General features: G+C 39.6%; 21 protein-coding genes. 20 read left to right on the top strand and 1 reads right to left on the bottom strand.

Annotated elements, in window-relative coordinates:
- From ureC to LIS78_RS15470, 5 genes are read left to right on the top strand one after another with little or no spacing between them, the layout of a single operon-like run.
- Positions 1-1,710, top strand: a complete 1,710-nt coding sequence (gene ureC, locus LIS78_RS15490; protein ID WP_209150035.1) for an urease subunit alpha — start codon at positions 1-3, stop codon at positions 1,708-1,710.
- Between the two features lie 10 nt (positions 1,711-1,720).
- Entirely contained in the window at positions 1,721-2,167 is a 447-nt protein-coding gene (gene ureE / locus LIS78_RS15485; protein WP_195782792.1) for an urease accessory protein UreE, read from the top strand.
- On the top strand, positions 2,160-2,846 hold the full coding sequence (locus tag LIS78_RS15480) for an urease accessory protein UreF (protein WP_209150034.1): 687 nt from the start codon (positions 2,160-2,162) through the stop codon (positions 2,844-2,846). Before ureE ends, LIS78_RS15480 begins: the two co-directional genes overlap by 8 nt.
- A 39-nt stretch (positions 2,847-2,885) precedes the next feature.
- Complete coding sequence (gene ureG, locus LIS78_RS15475; RefSeq protein ID WP_195782794.1) at positions 2,886-3,500, top strand: urease accessory protein UreG; 615 nt, start codon at positions 2,886-2,888, stop codon at positions 3,498-3,500.
- Positions 3,497-4,306: an urease accessory protein UreD gene (locus LIS78_RS15470; protein WP_195782795.1), complete on the top strand. Its 810-nt coding sequence runs from the start codon at positions 3,497-3,499 to the stop codon at positions 4,304-4,306. Before ureG ends, LIS78_RS15470 begins: the two co-directional genes overlap by 4 nt.
- Before the next feature lie 252 nt (positions 4,307-4,558).
- Here the strand turns inward: LIS78_RS15470 and LIS78_RS15465 are convergent, their stop codons facing one another.
- The gene (locus LIS78_RS15465) at positions 4,559-5,197 is read right to left on the bottom strand and encodes a HoxN/HupN/NixA family nickel/cobalt transporter (protein ID WP_195782796.1); all 639 of its coding nucleotides are present in this window, start codon (positions 5,195-5,197) and stop codon (positions 4,559-4,561) included.
- A gap of 272 nt (positions 5,198-5,469) precedes the next feature.
- On the opposite strand from LIS78_RS15465, the gene LIS78_RS15460 reads away from it, so the two are divergent.
- From LIS78_RS15460 to LIS78_RS15395, 15 genes are all read left to right on the top strand, one after another.
- Positions 5,470-5,931 (top strand): hypothetical protein, encoded by a 462-nt coding sequence (locus LIS78_RS15460; protein WP_252283955.1) that lies wholly within the window; start codon positions 5,470-5,472, stop codon positions 5,929-5,931.
- Positions 5,932-6,166: 235 nt separating this feature from the next.
- Positions 6,167-6,934 (top strand): carotenoid biosynthesis protein, encoded by a 768-nt coding sequence (locus LIS78_RS15455; protein ID WP_209150033.1) that lies wholly within the window; start codon positions 6,167-6,169, stop codon positions 6,932-6,934.
- Positions 6,931-7,641: a lysophospholipid acyltransferase family protein gene (locus LIS78_RS15450; protein WP_209150032.1), complete on the top strand. Its 711-nt coding sequence runs from the start codon at positions 6,931-6,933 to the stop codon at positions 7,639-7,641. Before LIS78_RS15455 ends, LIS78_RS15450 begins: the two co-directional genes overlap by 4 nt.
- The gene (locus LIS78_RS15445; protein WP_245210595.1) at positions 7,608-8,747 is read left to right on the top strand and encodes a glycosyltransferase family 2 protein; all 1,140 of its coding nucleotides are present in this window, start codon (positions 7,608-7,610) and stop codon (positions 8,745-8,747) included. The genes LIS78_RS15450 and LIS78_RS15445 overlap by 34 nt, the downstream gene beginning before the upstream one ends.
- Positions 8,744-10,204: a phytoene desaturase family protein gene (locus tag LIS78_RS15440; RefSeq protein ID WP_252283954.1), complete on the top strand. Its 1,461-nt coding sequence runs from the start codon at positions 8,744-8,746 to the stop codon at positions 10,202-10,204. Before LIS78_RS15445 ends, LIS78_RS15440 begins: the two co-directional genes overlap by 4 nt.
- Before the next feature lie 140 nt (positions 10,205-10,344).
- On the top strand, positions 10,345-11,073 hold the full coding sequence (locus tag LIS78_RS15435) for a hypothetical protein (RefSeq protein ID WP_116071407.1): 729 nt from the start codon (positions 10,345-10,347) through the stop codon (positions 11,071-11,073).
- A 157-nt stretch (positions 11,074-11,230) separates the two neighbouring features.
- Positions 11,231-11,974, top strand: coding sequence for a sugar phosphate isomerase/epimerase family protein (locus tag LIS78_RS15430; protein ID WP_209150030.1), 744 nt, complete (start codon positions 11,231-11,233; stop codon positions 11,972-11,974).
- Complete coding sequence (locus tag LIS78_RS15425; RefSeq protein WP_195782802.1) at positions 11,971-12,930, top strand: sugar kinase; 960 nt, start codon at positions 11,971-11,973, stop codon at positions 12,928-12,930. The genes LIS78_RS15430 and LIS78_RS15425 overlap by 4 nt, the downstream gene beginning before the upstream one ends.
- 2 nt (positions 12,931-12,932) lie before the next feature.
- Positions 12,933-14,213, top strand: a complete 1,281-nt coding sequence (locus tag LIS78_RS15420) for an MFS transporter (RefSeq protein ID WP_195782803.1) — start codon at positions 12,933-12,935, stop codon at positions 14,211-14,213.
- 26 nt (positions 14,214-14,239) lie between these two features.
- A complete protein-coding gene (locus tag LIS78_RS15415; protein ID WP_209150029.1) occupies positions 14,240-14,884 on the top strand; it encodes a bifunctional 4-hydroxy-2-oxoglutarate aldolase/2-dehydro-3-deoxy-phosphogluconate aldolase in 645 nt (214 codons plus the stop codon).
- A 101-nt stretch (positions 14,885-14,985) separates the two neighbouring features.
- Entirely contained in the window at positions 14,986-15,996 is a 1,011-nt protein-coding gene (locus LIS78_RS15410; protein ID WP_209150028.1) for a LacI family DNA-binding transcriptional regulator, read from the top strand.
- Between the two features lie 100 nt (positions 15,997-16,096).
- Complete coding sequence (hxlA, locus tag LIS78_RS15405; protein ID WP_195782806.1) at positions 16,097-16,732, top strand: 3-hexulose-6-phosphate synthase; 636 nt, start codon at positions 16,097-16,099, stop codon at positions 16,730-16,732.
- The gene (gene hxlB, locus LIS78_RS15400) at positions 16,732-17,280 is read left to right on the top strand and encodes a 6-phospho-3-hexuloisomerase (RefSeq protein ID WP_252283953.1); all 549 of its coding nucleotides are present in this window, start codon (positions 16,732-16,734) and stop codon (positions 17,278-17,280) included. Before hxlA ends, hxlB begins: the two co-directional genes overlap by 1 nt.
- Before the next feature lie 154 nt (positions 17,281-17,434).
- Positions 17,435-17,563 (top strand): hypothetical protein, encoded by a 129-nt coding sequence (locus tag LIS78_RS31425; protein ID WP_280640288.1) that lies wholly within the window; start codon positions 17,435-17,437, stop codon positions 17,561-17,563.
- A gap of 238 nt (positions 17,564-17,801) precedes the next feature.
- A complete protein-coding gene (locus LIS78_RS15395; RefSeq protein WP_195782808.1) occupies positions 17,802-18,773 on the top strand; it encodes a DHH family phosphoesterase in 972 nt (323 codons plus the stop codon).
- The last annotated feature ends 5 nt before the right edge of the window (positions 18,774-18,778 follow it).

Genomic DNA, 18,778 nt, shown 5'->3' with positions numbered 1-18,778 from the left:
ATGAGTTTTCAAATGTCGCGACGTCAGTATGCAGATATGTTTGGACCAACCGTTGGAGATGCTGTTCGTTTAGCAGACACAGAGCTATTTATTGAAATTGAAAAAGACTTCACCACGTACGGAGATGAAGTAAAGTTCGGCGGAGGAAAAGTCATTCGTGACGGAATGGGGCAGCATCCTCTTGCAACACGAAGCGAAGCAGCGGACTTAGTGTTGACAAATGCCATTATTGTTGATTATACAGGCATATATAAAGCAGATATTGGAATAAAAGATGGACTCATTCAAACCATCGGAAAAGCGGGCAATCCCCTGTTGATGGATGAAGTAGACATCATCATTGGTGCGAGTACAGAAGTGATTGCAGCTGAAGGGAAAATTTTAACCGCCGGCGGTATTGATGCACATATTCATTTCATTTGTCCGCAGCAAATTGAAACTGCTCTTGCCTCTGGAGTTACAACAATGATTGGAGGAGGAACAGGACCGGCTACAGGATCAAAAGCTACAACTTGTACACCCGGAGCTTGGCATATTGAACGAATGCTTGAAGCTGCTGAAGCATTTCCAATGAATATTGGCTTTTTAGGAAAAGGGAATGCAAGTGCCAAAGAGCCTTTAATTGAGCAAATTGAAGCTGGAGCGATTGGACTAAAGCTTCATGAAGACTGGGGAACCACGGCATCTGCCATCGACACAAGCTTACAGGTAGCAGACGAGTACGATGTTCAAATTGCGATTCATACAGATACTTTAAATGAAGGCGGCTTTGTCGAAGATACGATTGCAGCGATTGGCGATCGAGTCATCCATACCTATCATACTGAAGGAGCCGGAGGCGGACATGCACCTGATATTATGGAAATGGCAAGCTTTCCAAACGTGCTTCCATCATCAACCAATCCAACAAGACCCTATACTGTCAACACGCTTGAAGAACATTTAGATATGCTCATGGTATGTCATCATCTTGATCCCTCTGTACCAGAAGACATCGCTTTTGCTGATTCTCGCATTCGAAAAGAAACGATTGCAGCTGAAGATATTTTACACGACTTAGGTGTATTCAGTATGATTTCTTCAGATTCTCAAGCAATGGGACGTGTAGGAGAAGTGATTACAAGAACGTGGCAAACAGCTGATAAAATGAAAAAGCAACGAGGAAAACTTAAAGGTGACAGCGAAGCCGGCGATAACGCACGTGTCAAACGCTATGTAGCTAAATATACGATTAATCCAGCTATTGCTCATGGAATTTCCGAATACGTAGGATCGGTAGAAACAGGGAAAATGGCTGACTTAGTCCTATGGGAGCCAGCGTTTTTTGGAATAAAGCCTGACTTGATTGTAAAAGGCGGACTTATTGCTCACAGCTTAATGGGAGATCCTAACGCTTCAATTCCGACCCCGCAGCCGATTTTATACCGTCCGATGTTTGCTTCTTATGGAAAAGCACGAGCTAAAACGTCTCTTACGTTTGTGTCAAAAGCAGCGTACGAGAACAGAGTGGGCGAGAAACTGGGGTTGCAAAAGCTGCTTAAACCGGTCAAAAATATTCGTCAATTAAAAAAAACAGATATGAAGTTAAACGGGGAAATGCCTAAAATTGAAGTTGATCCCCAAACGTACGAAGTAAAAGTAGATGGACAAATGATTACATGTGAAGCAGCAGAAGTTGTGCCTATGGCGCAGCGATACTTTTTATTTTGAGGTGAAAAAAATGGTCATCGAAAAAATTATCGGAAATATGGCAACATTAGAAAAACAATCTCCGCACATAGAAAAGGTATATATCGAAAGTGATCACTTAGTAAAACGCGTTCAGCGCGTTGTAACAGATCACGGTAAGGAACTAGGAATCCGTCTAAAAGAAAATCGCGAGCTCGCTGATGGCGACGTGCTATTTATGGATGAAAGCAATATGATTGTCGTGCAGGTGCTGGCAGACGATATTTTGACGATTCAGCCCATTGATATTCAGCAGATGGGAGAAATTGCTCATCAGCTTGGCAACCGACATTTGCCCGCGCAGTTTGAAGGTGGAGACATGCTCGTACAGTACGATTATTTAGTCGAAGAATTGCTCCAGCAGCTTGATATTCCCTATAAGCGCGAAAAAAGAAAAGTAAAACAAGCTTTTAAGCATATCGGACACAGTCATGACTAATTCATTGCTTTCGCTGATTCAACTATGTGATTCAAATTTTCCATCCGGTGCATTTTCACATTCGTTTGGCTTTGAAACGTATATTCAGCGAGATCAAATTCACAACACAGAAACCTTTCAAGAAGCGCTTCGTACATACCTTGATGTTCAGCTGACGTATACGGACGGCTTAGCATGCAGACTGGCTTATGAGTATGCTGCTCATGACCAGTTTAACGAAATTATGAGAGTGGATCATGAATTATACGCTCTTGCTTTGTCAAAAGAAACAAGAGAAGGGACAAGACGCGTGGGCCAGCGCATGTTAAAACTTTGCTTAGAGTTATTTCAAGGCTCTTATTTGGAAAAGTATATGAGTGAGGTAAAAGCAAAGAAGGCGTATGGACATCCTGCTGTTGTATTTGCGTTAGCCAGCCTGCAGTTAAATATCACAAAAGAAGACGCAATTTTAAGTCACCTGTACGCTAGCATTTCTTCGTTAATTCAAAATGCTGTTCGCGGCATACCGATCGGTCAAACGGATGGGCAAAAAACGCTCGTTCTTTTTCAACCGCTGCTGCAGCAAGCACTTCATCATATTTTACAAGCGGATCAAGAGGAATTTGGTGCCGTGACACCAGGGTTAGAAATCGCTCAAATGCAGCATGAACAATTGCATGTCCGATTGTTCATGTCATAAAAAAGGAGGGAAGGCCTTCTAACGATGAAGGCGTAAAAAATGGATGCAATTAAAATTGGAATTGGTGGACCTGTTGGTGCAGGGAAAACAATGTTAGTAGAACGATTAACGCGTGCACTAGAAGGACAGCTAAGCATGGCAGTCATTACAAACGATATTTATACAAAAGAAGATGCACAATTTTTAGTAAAAAACAGTATTTTGCCAGAAAATCGTATCGTAGGAGTAGAAACAGGAGGATGTCCTCATACGGCTATTCGAGAAGATGCATCTATGAACTTTGCTGCGATCGATGAGTTAGTGGAACGTCACCCCGATGTTGAACTTATTTTTGTAGAAAGCGGAGGAGATAATTTAGCCGCAACGTTTAGCCCAGAGCTCGTTGATTTTTCGATTTATATCATCGACGTAGCACAAGGGGAAAAAATCCCGCGTAAAGGCGGTCAAGGAATGATTAAATCTGATTTATTCATTATCAACAAAACAGATTTAGCCCCGTATGTAGGAGCTAGTTTAGAAGTAATGGAAAAAGATACAATTCAAGCGAGAGGGCACAAGCCTTTTGTTTTCACCAATTTAAAAGAAGATAAAGGGCTCGACCAAGTGATAGAATGGATTAAAAAAGAGGCCTTTTTAATCGGCCTTGAATCATGAGCTACACGGGTTATTTAGAGCTTCGAGCAGAAAGAAACAGTGAGCGAACCGTTATTAAAGATACTTATCATTACGGGGCTTTCAAAGTTGCCAGACCTATTTACATGACTCCTGAATCACCTTTTGTTTATATGCTGCACGTAGGCGGAGGATACGTGAGCGGAGACAAGTATAAAACGATGATAACGGTAGAGAAAAATGCCCAGCTGACGGCTACTACTCAATCTGCGACAAAGGTGTACAAAACACCGAACGAAGCTGTTTTACAAGAAACGTGTATAACCCTTGAAGAACAAGCCATCATGGAATATATACCAGACCCGCTTATTTTGTATGAAAATGCTGCATTTGTCCAAGAAATAACGGTTCATATGGCACAAAACGCTGCTTTGTTTATGTGTGACAGCATCACCCCGGGGTGGTCGCCGGATGGGCAGCTGTTTCAGTATACCTCTATGCGTTCCAAGCTTAAACTGTATGTAAACAAGCAGCTGAAGGTATACGATCACTTATACTTGAAGCCAGAAAGCCATTTGCGCGGCATGATGAAAATGGAAGGATATACTCATTTTGGATCGATTATCATTGTTCATCCAAACGCCGACGACGCATTTATAGCGAAAGTACATCAGCTGTGCGAAGAGGCAGGCTGTAAAGTAGGAGCTTCCGCACTTCCGATCCCCGGATGTGCTATTCGAATATTAGCTGCTAGTACACAAGAAGTTGAAGACATAATCGCTAAAGTATACGGATTGTTCCGACAGCATCTACTAAAAGCTGAAGTATCACTTTTGCGTAAGTATTAAAGAGGCTGGGACAAAAGTATTGTAGTTGAAGGAAGATCCGAACGAGCTAGATTCTTAATGGTCAAATTCGTTCGGATTTTTTTATTGGTAGGGTGAACGTAGGTTTCCTGTATGTAGTTTCTTCTAGCCGTTGATTAAAGGGCAAAGCGACGTCTTGCACAGAAATCAACAGCTGTGGAACAAGCAGTCCAGATCATTTATCCTACTTATTCATCTTTAGATTGAATTGTTTTCGTTATGTCTCATTCGCTTTTAGAACCACAGACTAAACAATCCGTCGCTTACACCTAAATTATACATATAATAAAGGCCAAATATAATGCTGACAGCGCCTGTTACCTGCATCAAGCAGCGGTTTAACGTCACTTGTTTTTTAGTTGTAACGAATGGAATCCCAATAATCGTTGTAAATAACAGCATGCCAAGACAAGTGCCGATTCCAAAAATGATAATGTACAGAGCACCTTGCCATACGTGAGTAACGGTGCTCATCGTTAATACAACCATCGCTGCGCTTCCGGCCAGTCCATGAACAAAGCCAATGCCTAATGACTTTAAGTAAGACGTTTTTTCATGATGCGTATGTACTTGTTTTTTGTAAGACAGAAACGATGTAAAACCGAGGTAAACGAGCATAATGCCCACTAAAAATTCAAGTGACATGCTCATACGTTCAGAAATACTGCTTTTTAACACCATTAAAATCATGCCAAAAATAAACAGCGTAAGCGTATGGCCAATCCCCCAGTATACTCCTGCAAGCGAAGAGCGCCACAGCTTTTTACTTTTTGAAGCAATGGTTGATACAGCGATAATATGATCTGGTTCTAGAGCATGCTTGATTCCTAAAAAAAAACCTAGTATTAAAATTGAAAAAAAACTTGTTTCCATGTCAGCTTTCTCATCCTTTCGTAAGTATAAAACTAGTATATCGTACGCTTTTGTTTTAATAAACAGAAAATTCTAAACAAAAATGTCTGGTCGAATAGCTAAACTATTTATCAATTTACAATAAGTTACAAATATTAAAGGAGATGTAGTATAAAAATTTTACATTTACAGAAACTATGAGTAAATTATTGTGAGGTTGATAACTATGGACAAAATTTCTACTGATATCATGCTGTGGAGTTCTTTTATACGTCAAAATGTTAGGATAGAACGTGACTAGACTAGAAGCTCTTTTATGGAGCATTGCGTTGCCGGGCTTTGGACAATTACTAAACAAAAAACATATAAAAGGAATTTTGTTTATTTTACTTGAATTTCTCATTAATATGGGCGCAAATTTTAATGAAGGCATTCGCTTAAGCTTTTTAGGAGAAACAAGGCAGTCCCTAGAGGTAATGAACATGCAGTGGTTAATGTTTTATCCATGTTTGTATTTTTTTGCAATTTGGGATGCTGTTAAAGAAGCAGAAAACGGCGCATCGAGATTTACATTTATTCCTTTTGTCTCCTGTGCTTATTTTGTTACAGTAGGGATTATGTATTCCTCAGTAACAACCATCAACGGTGTTTTTATAGGACCAATTTGGCTTCCTATGCTGTCTGTTATACCCGGACTTGTTGTCGGACTCATTGTCAAAAAGCTATTAGAAGTGTATATACATAAGAAAAAATAAACGTCATTACAATCTATACATCCGTAGATTTTAATGGACGTTTATTTTATTTTTGTTTATAAATAAGTAATAAAGTCTCTTATTTAGGGAACGTACTAACAGTGGCTGTTTTTACATAACTTTAAGAGAGCGCAAACTACTCATAAAAAAGAGCACATTGAAAATGGAGAGAATGTGTACAAGCTTATATAATAGCACTTTGACAAAAAGAAGCTGGAGGGAAGGTGGATAGAGGATGATCACAAATGGTATTTATCGTTTTTTTCTTATCTGGTACGTATGCGGAGTCGTCTTGCTTTCCTTCGATTTGCTGCCTTCATGGTTAGAATGGGCAAACGCGGTCTTTTTACACTTGAGCAGTCTTCTTGCTGTTATTTATCTAGCTAAAGCTTATGGGGTAAGGCGGGCACTGCTCGTTGCGATATTTGTGACAGGCGCATCTATTTATATCGAAAGTCTAGGTGTTAAGTATGGATTTTTATTTGGATCCTACGATTATGAAAAAGATTTTGGCGCCAAAATTTTAGGGGTTCCTCTAACCATTGGTTCGGCTTGGTTTATGGTTGTGATTACAAGCAGAATATTAGCTCTCGGAATTATAAAACGTATGGAACTGCCGTTTATTGTCCATGGAATTGCCTATGCAGTCATTAGTTCGCTTTTTGCTGTTATTATGGATTTGGCTATTGATCCTGTTGCCTATGTTGTTAAACAATATTGGGTGTGGGAAGGGGATAGCTTTTATTATAATATTCCTTTATCTAATTTCTCCGGCTGGTTTTTATTGTCTTTCTTCATTCAGCTGTTCGTATATTTCTTTTTAGCTAAGTCTCCTAAAGAGGAAAATCCGGTGTGGGAAAGAAGAATGGTATTTTTGTATGGTGCAGTTGTCATGATGTTTGTGATTGTAGCGTTAGCAAATGGCCTATGGCTTGTCGTATGGCTGACGATGATTCCTTTTCTTATTCTTTATATTGTGTATAAAAAGGAGACTCGCTTATGATTTACCCGAAGAAAAACTCAATATTTGAGCGATTTTTTCAACTGTTTGTCACATATCAGCTTAAAAAGCAATTTTATCGTATTCATTTACATATAGAAGGGCTCCCGAAAGATAAAAAAACCTTATTAATTGCTAATCATTCCAGCTGGTGGGACGGTTTAGTGACATTTTATTTAAATAACGCGGTATTAAAAACAGATCTATACGCTATGATGTCCGAACAAGGAATGAAGGATTTTCCTTTTTTTCAACGAATCGGGGCTTTTTCAGTAAATGCAGCGTCTCCGAAGCACACGGTGGAATCGTTAAGGTTTGCCAGTAAGCTGTTAGAAGAGAAAAAAGCGGTGCTTATTTTTCCTCAAGGAAAAGAAGAGCATCTTGAGAAAAGACCGTTAACTTTTTCTGAAGGACCTGCTTTTCTTCTAAAGAAGCATTCTGACGTTGAAGTTATTCCCATTACGTATTATTATACGTTTCGCCATGATCAGCGACCGGAGCTTTTTATCTGGATAGGGCAAGCTGTTTTTTACGACTCAGCTAAGGCAAGAGAAGAGATAACCAACACGCTAGGCGGTGCAGTCACTACTCAGCTCGATCATCAAAAACAGAAAATAATTCAAGAAAACGATGAGGAATTTACGGTTTTACTAAAAGGAAAAAAGACGCTTAGTGAATGGTTAACGTGGTGGAAAGCGAAGGTGAAATAATGATTTACTATATGCTTTTATTTATTTTTATGCTGCTTCTAACCATTGTAAATATTCAAGCAATGCCTAAATTAAAAAGATACGAGCCGGATTCCAAAACACCTCAGGCTCTCATTTCTATTTTAATTCCAATGCGAAATGAAGAACGAAATGTAAAGCGAATCATTTCCTCTATTAAAGGATTAACGTATAGCAATCTAGAATGTGTCATACTAGACGATCAGTCCACAGATCAAACACGAACACAGCTGTTGAAAGAAATTCACGGGGATCCGAGGTTTACCATCATAGAAGGAAAAGAGCTGAAAGAAGGGTGGGTCGGAAAAGTTCATGCCTGTCACCAGCTGTCGCAAGCTGCAAATGGAGACTATTTATTGTTTGTAGATGCAGATGTAGAACTAAAAGAACGTACACTAGAACATACTTTAGCCACAGCACAAGCGACAAAGGCCGCTCTTTTAACAGGTTTCCCTCGTTTTCCCGTAAAAACGTGGTTAGAAGCATTGGTTGTTCCGCTTCAGCATGTGGTTGTTTTTAGTTATTTACCGGTTGTCGTAGCTAATCGTAACAAGATGAGCAAAGCTTCAGCGGCTCACGGTGCTTTTATGTTTATAAAAAAAGAAGCTTACGAGGCCGTAGGAGGACATGAAGCCGTCAAATCTTCACTAGTAGAAGATGTCCACCTAGCCCAGCTTTTTAAGCAAAAGAAACACCGCGTCATTTTAGCTAATATTACCTCTTATGTTAGCTGTTATATGTATGAAACAACAGAAGAAGTATGGAACGGTTTTGCTAAAAACATCTTTGTAGGTCTGGGCCGCTCCGCTAAAGCAGTTTGGGTACTAAGCGTTTTTTTTGCCTGTTACTATGTGCTGCCGCTTCCTTTTTTTATAGCAGGAATATTCACAGGCAACATGCTTTGGATTCTTCCTTTTTGCATTATGCTTTTTCAGCGGTTTTTAATTGACCGGTCGGCTCAGCAAAAAGGGCTTTTGTTTTGTACTATGCCGGCGTCGGCAATTGTGCTGATGCTGCTGATGAATCATTCCATGAAGCGTGAACGAAAAAAGCAGGGATATGAATGGAAAGGAAGGCATTATCAATGAAAAAAGTACTAATAGTTGGGGCAGGATTAGGCGGATTAGCTGCAGGAGTTCTTCTTCAAACAAAAGGGTTCGATGTCACAATTGTGGAAAAAAACGAGCATGTAGGCGGAAAAATGATGCCTGTGCAGCTAGGAGAATATTCTTTTGATTTTGGGCCTAATACCATTACAATGCCAGAAGTTTTTCAGTGGTTATTTGAGCAAGCGGGTGAACGTCCAGAAGACTATATGCCTCTTGTCAAACTAACGCATCATACGAATAATTTCTTCACCGACGGCTCACAATTTTCCATGTCTATAGATGAAAGAAAAATGATTCAGCAGCTTGAACGTCTCGATCCCTTTGCTGCGGAGCAATACCCTGCCTATTTAAAAGAAGTAAAAAGAATATACGACATTGCAAAAAGTCAATTTTTCTACCGGACATTTTCATCGTGGAAAGATTACACAAACCCTTCATTATTAAAAGCATTGCTGCAAGTAAGGCCGTTTGAAACAGTAGATACGTTTCATCAGCGCTTTTTTCGAAACGAAAACATTCGAAATGCATTTAATCGATATGCAACCTATATCGGATCTTCACCTTATACATCACCCGCTACGTTTTCACTGATTGGACATTTAGAAATGAATGATGGGGTGTACTATGTAAAAGGAGGAAATCCTAGAATTGCAAAAGGATTGGGCCATGTGTTCCAAAAAGCTGGAGGAAAGCTGTATACAAACTGCAGCGTTACTGAAATAGTAGTAAAAAATAAACGGGCTGTCGGAGTGGAAGTAAATGGAGAAGAAAAGATAGACGCGGATATCGTTATTGTGAACGGGGACTTGCTAAAAGCCTATCCGGCACTCGTAAAAGAACAGCATAGACCTCATTTTAAAAACAAAAAAGCAGCTGAATTTGAGCCTTCCATATCAGCTTATGTGATCATGGCAGCTGTTAAGAAGCGCTTTCCTCAGCTGATTCATCATCAAGTGTATTTTTCTCAGGATTATAAACAGGAATTCTATGAGCTATTTCAGCAAAAAACGCTTCCAACCGATCCCACCATCTACATTTGTAATTCTTCATATACCGATAACACGGTAGCTCCGGGTGATAATTTATTTATTTTAGTGAATGCTCCTGCTGTGAAAGAAGAGAATCAAGAAGAAATGAAAGCTTACAGAGAAGTTGTCTATCGCAAGCTTTCTCAGTTTGGTTTAGATATCGAGCCTTCGCTCGTACATGAACGAATTGTTACTCCATATGAAATTGAACAAACGTTTGGTGCATTTAAAGGCGCTTTGTACGGCGTGAGTTCAAACCGGAAAATGGATAGTTTTCTTCGCCCAAGTAACGTCTCAAAAGATGTTAAAAACTTATATTTTGTAGGAGGAACGACTCACCCTGGAGGAGGGTCTCCTATGGTCACGATTAGCGGCATCAATGTAGCTATGCTTATTTCATCTTCCTAATTGATAAATCAGGATTGTCAAAAAGTTTAGTTTTTTGGTACTATAAGAAAGTGCAGAGGCTGTTAACCTACTGTTCTTACGGATGGAAAAGATGAAAAACATGTTACATAACGAAGTTGAAAAGGTGATTACATAACTATATGATTGTATTTACGTGTCTTATTATTATCATAAGCATTATCCGTCCGTACTTGGAAAGCGTGACTGTTAAGCGAATTGCTTCAGAAGGCAAAAAAATTCGCTACTACAAAGAACAGTTCTTTTTTTATGTGCTAATTTTACTATTTTATATTGCGGTGATGGTATACCATGGGGTTCCAATTTCTATGTTAGGATTACAGGGAGTATATCTCGATACGATTCACCGCACGGCTCCGTATCCAGCGTGGATTGAATATTTGCTGCTTTTAATCTTTGCAGGCTTTATCATTCTTTCCATTATGCTTCAATGGATGAAAGATCATGGAGAAACGGTTTTTGTGGAACAGGAAATGCCCACGTCAATTGAGGCAACCGTTCCTAAAACGGAAAGAGAGCAAAAGTGGTGGCTTGCATACAGCGGTATTTCCAGCTTCGTAGAAAGCACCGTCTATTTTCCTAGCTTTTATTTATATAGTCACTATATATTAGCCATTGAAAACACATGGGTATTGGCCGTCTTAATTGGTATTGGTTATTTCCTATCACAGCTAGCTTTCCAGCGTGACCGTTTAAGTGTCCAGACGCTGTTAGTTGGTATCGGGCTAGGCGCTTTATTTATCATGACGAAGTCAGTTGTCATCATGGTCTTGTACTATGGCTTTAGCTTTTTAATTTATGATATTTACCAGCAAGATCGCAATCTAGTAAAAAGCACAGATGATCACTAAGAAACAACACGGCATAAAGCTGTGTTGTTTCTTTTTTTTATAATTTATAAAAAAAGCTTGAAAAGCGCTTTCAATAGTCTTATAATTTAGATAAATCGATTTACTAAACCGGTTTAGTAAGTGGTTAGTTAGTATAATAAGAAAGGTAGGTCGATTTATGAATAGTATCATTATCCCGTTAAATGCATTTGAAACAACAGGCTTTCAGCACACCATAATTGGGAAAATACATGAGCAGCAAGTACATGGAGTGGAAATTCGAAGAGAGTTAATGAAAAAAGTAGATCAAGAGATTGAGCTTATTGCCGAAGAATTAAAAAAATATCCGCTTTTTACAGTATATTCGGCTCCAATTGAACTGTGGAAAGAAAATGGAGAGTTAAACAAACAAGAATTAAAATCTATTCTTGAAGAAGCCGTATCACTTGGCGCTCAGTGGGTAAAAGTTTCTCTTGGTTTTTATCAGCCCCAATCGCCTATGGCAGATTTACAGCAGCTATTAGAGGCATTTCCAGCTTTACGTCTATTTGTAGAAAACGATCAAACCAGTCACGGAGGCAACATAGCATCTCTGCACGCATTTTTTGATAACGCTTACGAAGTTCCTGTTTCCATGACGTTTGATATTGGTAATTGGCTTTATGTACATGAACAACCTCAGGAAGCAATCAAAAAGCTAAGGTCATTTGTGGGCTATATTCATATTAAACACGTAATAAAAAACAGCGGAAAGCTAGTGACAACCGCTATATCAAACGATTCAAATGAAATGTGGAAAGATATTTTGAAAGGGTTTTCTCATTCGATTTTTAAAGCTTTAGAGTTTCCAATCGATGAACCCGAACAAATCCTCGGCTTCATTTCATTGGTGCAAGCAGCAGAACAGGAGGAAGTTCAATGAATTCATTAGACGTTATTACCTTCGGAGAAGCAATGGCGATGTTCATGGCACAACAACCAGGACCGCTGCATGAGATTAAGCATTATACGAAAGAACTGGCCGGGGCAGAAACAAATGTAGCAATTGGTCTCGCTCGTCTCGGTCTGCGCGCAGGCTGGGTGAGCAAAGTCGGCAACGATCCTTTCGGTACGTTTATTATGAAACGGCTACAAGAGGAGTCAGTCAACACCGATTGTGTACTAGTAGATAGCGAACATGCAACAGGCTTTCAAATTAAATCAAAAGTGGAAGTGGGAGATCCGGAAGTTTGTTACTTCCGAAAAAATTCAGCAGCCAGTCACTTGCACTCCAGCGATTTTAATAGAAACTATTTTTTAGCGGCAAAACATATGCATATGACAGGCATACCGCTTGCTGTGTCAGCAAGTATGCGCGATTTTGCTCTACATGCACTTACATCGATGAAAGCAGCTGGAAGGACTGTTTCCTTTGACCCAAACCTGAGACCCACTCTTTGGACATCGAAAGAAGAAATGGTTATTACAATCAATGAAGCTGCTAAACAAGCAAACTACGTTCTGCCGGGTATTGAAGAAGGAAAAATCTTAACCGGCTACGAAAATCCGGAAGACATTGCTTCTTACTATTTAGATGCAGGCGTAGAGGTTGTCGTTATTAAACTAGGTGAACAAGGAGCCTTTTTTAAGACGGCTAAAGAGCAAGGAATGGTTGAAGGAATACAAGTGAAACAAATAGTGGATACAGTCGGAGCAGGAGACGGTTTTGCAGTAGGACTGTTAAGCGGACTTCTTCAAAATGATTCTCTTACTCAATCTGTAAGGAGAGCAAATGCCATTGGGTCATTAGCTGTACAAAGCCCTGGAGATAACGACGGATATCCAACTGAACAGCAGTTGCAAAGATATATGGAATCCCAAAAACAAGGAGTGAAGTGATAATGAAACAGCAGCTAGCAAAAAAAAGATGGCTTCGGTTAATTCCTATCGTATTTATTACGTATAGCCTTGCATATTTAGACCGTGCAAACTATGGGTTTGGAGCAGCGGCAGGGCTGGCAGAAGATCTTCATATTACGCCAGGTATTTCGTCTTTATTAGGATCGCTCTTTTTCTTAGGTTATTTCTTTTTCCAAATTCCAGGCGCTCACTATGCTGAAAATAAAAGCGCCAAAAAGCTGATTTTTTGGTCTCTGATTTTATGGGGAGCACTTGCTACAGCTACGGGTATGGTAAGCCACGTCGGATTTTTGTTTGTTATTCGATTTGCTTTAGGAGTAGTCGAAAGTGCCGTTATGCCTGCTATGCTCGTGTTTTTAAGCCACTGGTTTACAAAAGCAGAACGTTCTAGAGCCAACACATTTTTAATTTTAGGAAACCCCGCAACCGTTCTTTGGATGTCTATTGTTTCTGGGTATTTGCTAGAATCGTTTGGCTGGAGATGGATGTTTATTTTAGAAGGTTTTCCAGCTGTTATTTGGGCATTTTTATGGTGGAAACTAGTAAACGATGAGCCAAAAGATGCAGGGTGGCTGTCGAAAAAAGAAAAAGCAGATTTACACGATGCGCTGCAAAAAGAACAAGAAGGAATCAAACCTGTTAAAGGCTATAAAGAAGCTTTCAAAAATCGTACTGTCATTTTATTAAGCATTCAATATGCTTTATGGAGTATCGGCGTCTACGGATTTGTTATGTGGTTGCCGTCTATTATTAAAGCAGCGCCTAACATGAGTATAGTGAAGACAGGGTGGTTAGCGTCCGTTCCTTACGTATTAGCAGTTGTATTAATGTTAGCGGTTTCATATCTGTCAGATAAGTTTTTAAAACGCAGCGCATTTGTATGGCCGTTCTTATTAGTAGGAGCGCTTGCTTTTTACGGATCTTATTTAGTTGGCACAAGCAACTTCTGGCTTTCTTTTACCTTACTCGTTATCGCCGGAGGAACGATGTACGCTCCGTACGGACCGTTCTTTGCGATTATTCCTGAAATTTTACCACGTAATGTTGCCGGTGGAGCAATGGCTTTAATTAATAGTATGGGCGCACTTGGTTCATTTGCCGGTTCTTATATTGTAGGATTTTTAAATGGATCAACAGGAGGATTTGGCGCTTCATATATCTTTATGGCTGGATCATTATTCCTTGCTGCAGTTCTAACCATTGTCGCAACGAAAAAGCCAAGAGAAGTTCAAAGTGTGAAGCCAGTCGAAACAACGGCTTAATGTAACGATAGAAAAGGAGAATTCACATGCATATTGAGAAAATTACAAGTAGCGGTATTGTAGCGGTCATTCGAGGAGCAAGTGCTGAGCGAATTATTCCGCTTGCCTACGCGTTAAAAGAAGGCGGAGTAACAAACCTAGAAATTACAATGGAAAACCCTGCTGCCGTAGAGGTTATTAAAGAGTTAAAAAATGAATTTGACGACTCGATGTTTATTGGAGCAGGAACTGTTCTAGACGAAGAAACAGCACGAATTGCTATTATGGCGGGAGCGTCATTTATTTTTTCTCCTACGGTTAATGAACGAACAATTAAAACGGCTAAAAGATACGGAGTCATTAGCGTTCCGGGCGCTTTTACACCCACTGAAATTTTAACAGCCTATGAATGCGGTGCAGATATGATTAAAGTCTTCCCGGCAAGCGTAGTAGGTCCCGCCTATTTTAAAAATATAGCAGGACCGCTTCCTCATATTCCATTAATGCCAACAGGCGGCATTACGGCTGAAAATGCAGGAGCTTATATTAAAGCTGGAGCAGCTGCTATTGGAGCAGGAAGCACATTAGTGGATGGAAAGCAGCTTCCAACTCCTGAATACTTACTTCAAGTAACAAAGGAAGCGAAGCGTTTTACTCATGAAATTCAAGAAGCTAGGCTTGCGTACGCTTAATAAATAAAGCCTTCTGCTAGCAAGAAGGCTTTTCCTTTTTCGTTTTTTTCGTTTACACTAGGAGTAGCATAATTTTAGGGATTGAATGAAAAGGACGGATTATGATGCAAAAAGTTACTATGCTGGACGTTGCAAAAGCAGCAAATGTCTCCAAAAGCACCGTATCACAATACATTAACAAGCGGTATGAATATATGGGCGAAGAGACACGAAAAAAAATTAAAGAAGCGATTGATACACTCGGCTATCAGCCCAACTACCTAGCACGGAGCTTAAAACAAAAGCGAACGTCGATGATTGGGATTATTGTCGCGAATATTATGCACAGATTTTCTACTGAAGTCATTCGCGCAATTGAGGACTATTGCCATTCACAAGATATACATGCCATTATCTGTAACGCAGATGATGATCCTGAGAAGGAAAAGAAATATATCAATATGTTAAAAGCAAAGCAAGTAGATGGCCTTATTTTATTTCCAACGGGGGCCAATACTTCTCTTTATGAACAGATGATCAAAGAAGAATATCCGGTTGTTATTATGGATCGTAAAATTCATGATGTAAAAGGAAAAATTCCATCCGTAGTGGCGAACAACCAAAAAGCCACAAAACAGGCTATTTTGCATCTGCTCGAGCTTGGACATAAGCATATAGCGATTATTACAGAACCATTAACTATTACACCCCGGATTGAACGTGTAGAAGGGTACAAAGAAGCGTTAACATCAGCCAATATGCCTGTAAATGAATCCATGATTATTAACTGCAAAAAAGCGGACATGCAAAAAGCGCTGGAGAAGCTATTTGCAGCCGATAATCCGCCGACAGCGCTGCTTGCTGGAAACGATTTAGTGTTCATTGAAGTGCAGAAATTTATTAAACAACACGGATTTAATATCCCAAATGATTTATCTTTAATTGTTTATGATAATATTCCTTACGCAGATGTAGCAACGCCTGCCGTTACCACCATTTCGCAGCCTGCTTTTGACATGGGAACAAAAGCAGCAGATTTACTTGTTAAACAAATTTTGAAAGAAAAGATAGCTTATGAAGAGTACCAGTATGAGTGTGAATTGATTATTCGAGAAACAACTTTGTCGCATTAAGCTAAAAAGAGCGCCTATGGCGTGCTCTTTTTAGCCCATCAAGATATTGTTTTTTTACGCTATTACTAAACCGGTTTAGTAGAAAGTGAGGAGAAGAAATATGAAGATACAATTAGCATTAGATCGCGTCACAATTGAAGAAGCTATTATACTTGCCAAGCTGGCAGAACCCTCTGTTGATTGGATTGAAGTAGGTACATCTCTTATAAAAGAGTATGGAATTGAAAGCATTTATAAAATCAAACAGGCATTTCCGCACAAGACGATTGTAGCAGATATCAAAACGATTGATAACGCAGAGTATGAGTTTACAATGTGCTACCAAGCAGGGGCAGATGTAGCAACAGTAATGGGCGTATCACCTTTACCAACGATAGAGACGTGTGCAAATGTCAGCGAGAAATGGAATAAAAAAATGATGGTTGATTTATTAAATACGTCAAGCAGCTTACAAAAGCAAGTAAGTATTTATAATAACGCTATTTTCTGCCATCATATCAGCAAAGACGAGCAAGAAAAAGAAGGAAAATCACTGAGTCAAATAAATTTGCGGCAGTATTTTCATTCAGATGCCCAAATAGCAGTGGCAGGAGGAATTAATCCAGCCTCAGCAGCATCATTACTTCAAATGAAAGCGGACGTCGCGATTATTGGATCAGCGATTACAAAAAGTGCGGATGTGGCAAAGGCATCTGCTGAATTTCAAGACTTATTTATGAGCAGGGGGAACGTATAATGACAAAAACACAAACGATTTTACATGAAATTACGGCCGTAATGAATCACATAAAAGAACCGCAAATAGAAGAAGTAGCGTTTTCACTTTACCAAGCGAAACGAATTTTTGTTATAGGCGAAGGTCGCTCTGGGTTAATGGGCAAATCATTTGCGATGAGACTGATGCATTTAGGTGCGACAGTATATGTTGTAGGGGAGACCATTACTCCTTCGATTGCAGCAGGTGACGTGTTGGTGGCCGTATCTGGTTCAGGAAAAACACAGCAAGTGGTGAGTGTAGCTAAAAAAGCCAAAGAAGTAGGATGTTCAGTTATCGGCATTTCAGCTAGTACAAAATCACCATTAACTGCTCATACTGATGAGCTGCTGCACATTCCCGCTGCAACCAAATACCGAAGTGAAAATGAAGCAGCTTCTATTCAGCCTTTGGGCTCATTATTTGATCAATGTGCTCACGTTGTATTTGATACCATTTGCTTGGAATACGGGAATTTGAACCACACGGATCATGAACAGGCGTTTAAGCAGCACAGCAATTTAGAGTAAGTGGAAAGAGGCTAGCACAAAAGCAGGTTATTTAAAAGAAAATCCGAACGATGAATCAAGATTCTTGATGGAGAATCACATTCGTTCGGATTTTTTCATTGGTATAGGTGAGTGTATGTTTCGTGTATGTAGTCGCTTCTAGTGCTTCTAGCTGTTGATTGGAGGGCAAGGCGAAGACTCCTGCGGGAAAACAGTTGAGACCTCGCAGGAGCGTAGGCGACGAGGAGGCTCACCGGCCGCCCTCGGAAAGCGAAGCCTGGCACGGAAATCAACGGCGTTGTAACAAGTGATCCACACTAGCTCATTTATTTCATTGTTCGTCTTTAGATTGTATTGATGTAGTTATGTCTCAATTTCTTTTGATGCAAGTAAATCCCAGTCTGAACGTTTACTTCACTTTTGTTCATTGAGAATATATTACTTTGCTTCAAAGTAAATAACAGCATTTTTATGTTGAAATTGCTATAATATACAAGCCGGTACATATACTAAGGCGACTGAAAATAAAGGAGTTTTGATTGATGACAAAAATAAAATTAATTTCACATAACGATTTAGACGGGGTAAGTCCAGCACTGTTGGGTAGGTTAGCGTTTGGCGACGACAACTTTGATTACAGCACGGTAAGCATTGGCCGCATCAATGACACAGTGACGCATTTTATTGAAGAAGAAAACGATGGAGACACAGCTTTATACATAACGGATATTAGCGTAAATGAGGAAGTAGCGGAAAAATTAAATGAACTTGTAAAAAAGGGCCAGCAAATCACTCTTATTGACCATCATATCTCTGCTCTCCCACTAGCTGAGAAATATGATTGGGTTCATGTTATTGCGGAAGATGAAAACGGTAAAAAGACGGCAGCTACATCTCTTTTCTACGACTACTTAGTGCGCCACAATATGCTTCAAAAAACGGAGTTGCTTGATGAATATGTAGAGCTTGTGCGCTTATTTGATACATGGGACTGGTTCCATGAAAATAACTTGAAAGCAAAGCGCCTTAATCACCTATATTACCTAATCCCGCATGAAGAATTTAAAGAGACCATTCTAGAAACGCTTCGTGAATCGTATCATACTGAAAATCAAGAATTTACGTTTACGGACAAACACGAAATTTTACTAGAAGCAGAAGAAAAAAAGATTGAAAAATACATTTATGACAAACAAAAACAAATCATAAAAGAAAGTGTTGAAATTGATAAAACAGCGTACAACGCAGGCATTGTCTTTGCAGATACATATCAGTCTGAGTTAGGAAATGCACTGTGTCTAGAAAATGAAGATATCGACTTTTCCGTTATGGTGGATATGGGACGCCAGAAAATTGGCTTCCGTGCAGTAAAAGACGAAATCAACTTAGCAGAAATTGTTGGACACCTCGGAGGAGGAGGTCACCCCAAAGCTTCTGGATGCAAGTTAACAGCTGAAACGTTTGCTCTTTTCGTCACGAATCACTTGTTTAAAGACGAAGAAAAAAGTGAATAAAGCGT

The sequence above is a fragment of the Priestia megaterium genome (genome assembly GCF_023824195.1).
Classification (GTDB): domain Bacteria; phylum Bacillota; class Bacilli; order Bacillales; family Bacillaceae_H; genus Priestia; species Priestia megaterium_D.
The sequence above is the reverse complement of the archived record's forward strand: the minus strand, read 5'-3'. Positions and strand labels throughout refer to the sequence as shown.

Bases quoted from the DNA above. Each gene is read 5' to 3' on its own strand.
- ureC (WP_209150035.1), top strand. From the start codon at position 1: ATGAGTTTTCAAATGTCGCGACGTCAGTATGCAGATATGTTTGGACCA.
- ureE (WP_195782792.1), top strand. From the start codon at position 1,721: ATGGTCATCGAAAAAATTATCGGAAATATGGCAACATTAGAAAAACAA.
- LIS78_RS15480 (WP_209150034.1), top strand. From the start codon at position 2,160: ATGACTAATTCATTGCTTTCGCTGATTCAACTATGTGATTCAAATTTT.
- ureG (WP_195782794.1), top strand. From the start codon at position 2,886: ATGGATGCAATTAAAATTGGAATTGGTGGACCTGTTGGTGCAGGGAAA.
- LIS78_RS15470 (WP_195782795.1), top strand. From the start codon at position 3,497: ATGAGCTACACGGGTTATTTAGAGCTTCGAGCAGAAAGAAACAGTGAG.
- LIS78_RS15465 (WP_195782796.1), bottom strand. From the start codon at position 5,197: ATGGAAACAAGTTTTTTTTCAATTTTAATACTAGGTTTTTTTTTAGGA.
- LIS78_RS15455 (WP_209150033.1), top strand. From the start codon at position 6,167: ATGATCACAAATGGTATTTATCGTTTTTTTCTTATCTGGTACGTATGC.
- LIS78_RS15450 (WP_209150032.1), top strand. From the start codon at position 6,931: ATGATTTACCCGAAGAAAAACTCAATATTTGAGCGATTTTTTCAACTG.
- LIS78_RS15445 (WP_245210595.1), top strand. From the start codon at position 7,608: ATGGTTAACGTGGTGGAAAGCGAAGGTGAAATAATGATTTACTATATG.
- LIS78_RS15440 (WP_252283954.1), top strand. From the start codon at position 8,744: ATGAAAAAAGTACTAATAGTTGGGGCAGGATTAGGCGGATTAGCTGCA.
- LIS78_RS15435 (WP_116071407.1), top strand. From the start codon at position 10,345: ATGATTGTATTTACGTGTCTTATTATTATCATAAGCATTATCCGTCCG.
- LIS78_RS15430 (WP_209150030.1), top strand. From the start codon at position 11,231: ATGAATAGTATCATTATCCCGTTAAATGCATTTGAAACAACAGGCTTT.
- LIS78_RS15425 (WP_195782802.1), top strand. From the start codon at position 11,971: ATGAATTCATTAGACGTTATTACCTTCGGAGAAGCAATGGCGATGTTC.
- LIS78_RS15420 (WP_195782803.1), top strand. From the start codon at position 12,933: ATGAAACAGCAGCTAGCAAAAAAAAGATGGCTTCGGTTAATTCCTATC.
- LIS78_RS15415 (WP_209150029.1), top strand. From the start codon at position 14,240: ATGCATATTGAGAAAATTACAAGTAGCGGTATTGTAGCGGTCATTCGA.
- LIS78_RS15410 (WP_209150028.1), top strand. From the start codon at position 14,986: ATGATGCAAAAAGTTACTATGCTGGACGTTGCAAAAGCAGCAAATGTC.
- hxlA (WP_195782806.1), top strand. From the start codon at position 16,097: ATGAAGATACAATTAGCATTAGATCGCGTCACAATTGAAGAAGCTATT.
- hxlB (WP_252283953.1), top strand. From the start codon at position 16,732: ATGACAAAAACACAAACGATTTTACATGAAATTACGGCCGTAATGAAT.
- LIS78_RS15395 (WP_195782808.1), top strand. From the start codon at position 17,802: ATGACAAAAATAAAATTAATTTCACATAACGATTTAGACGGGGTAAGT.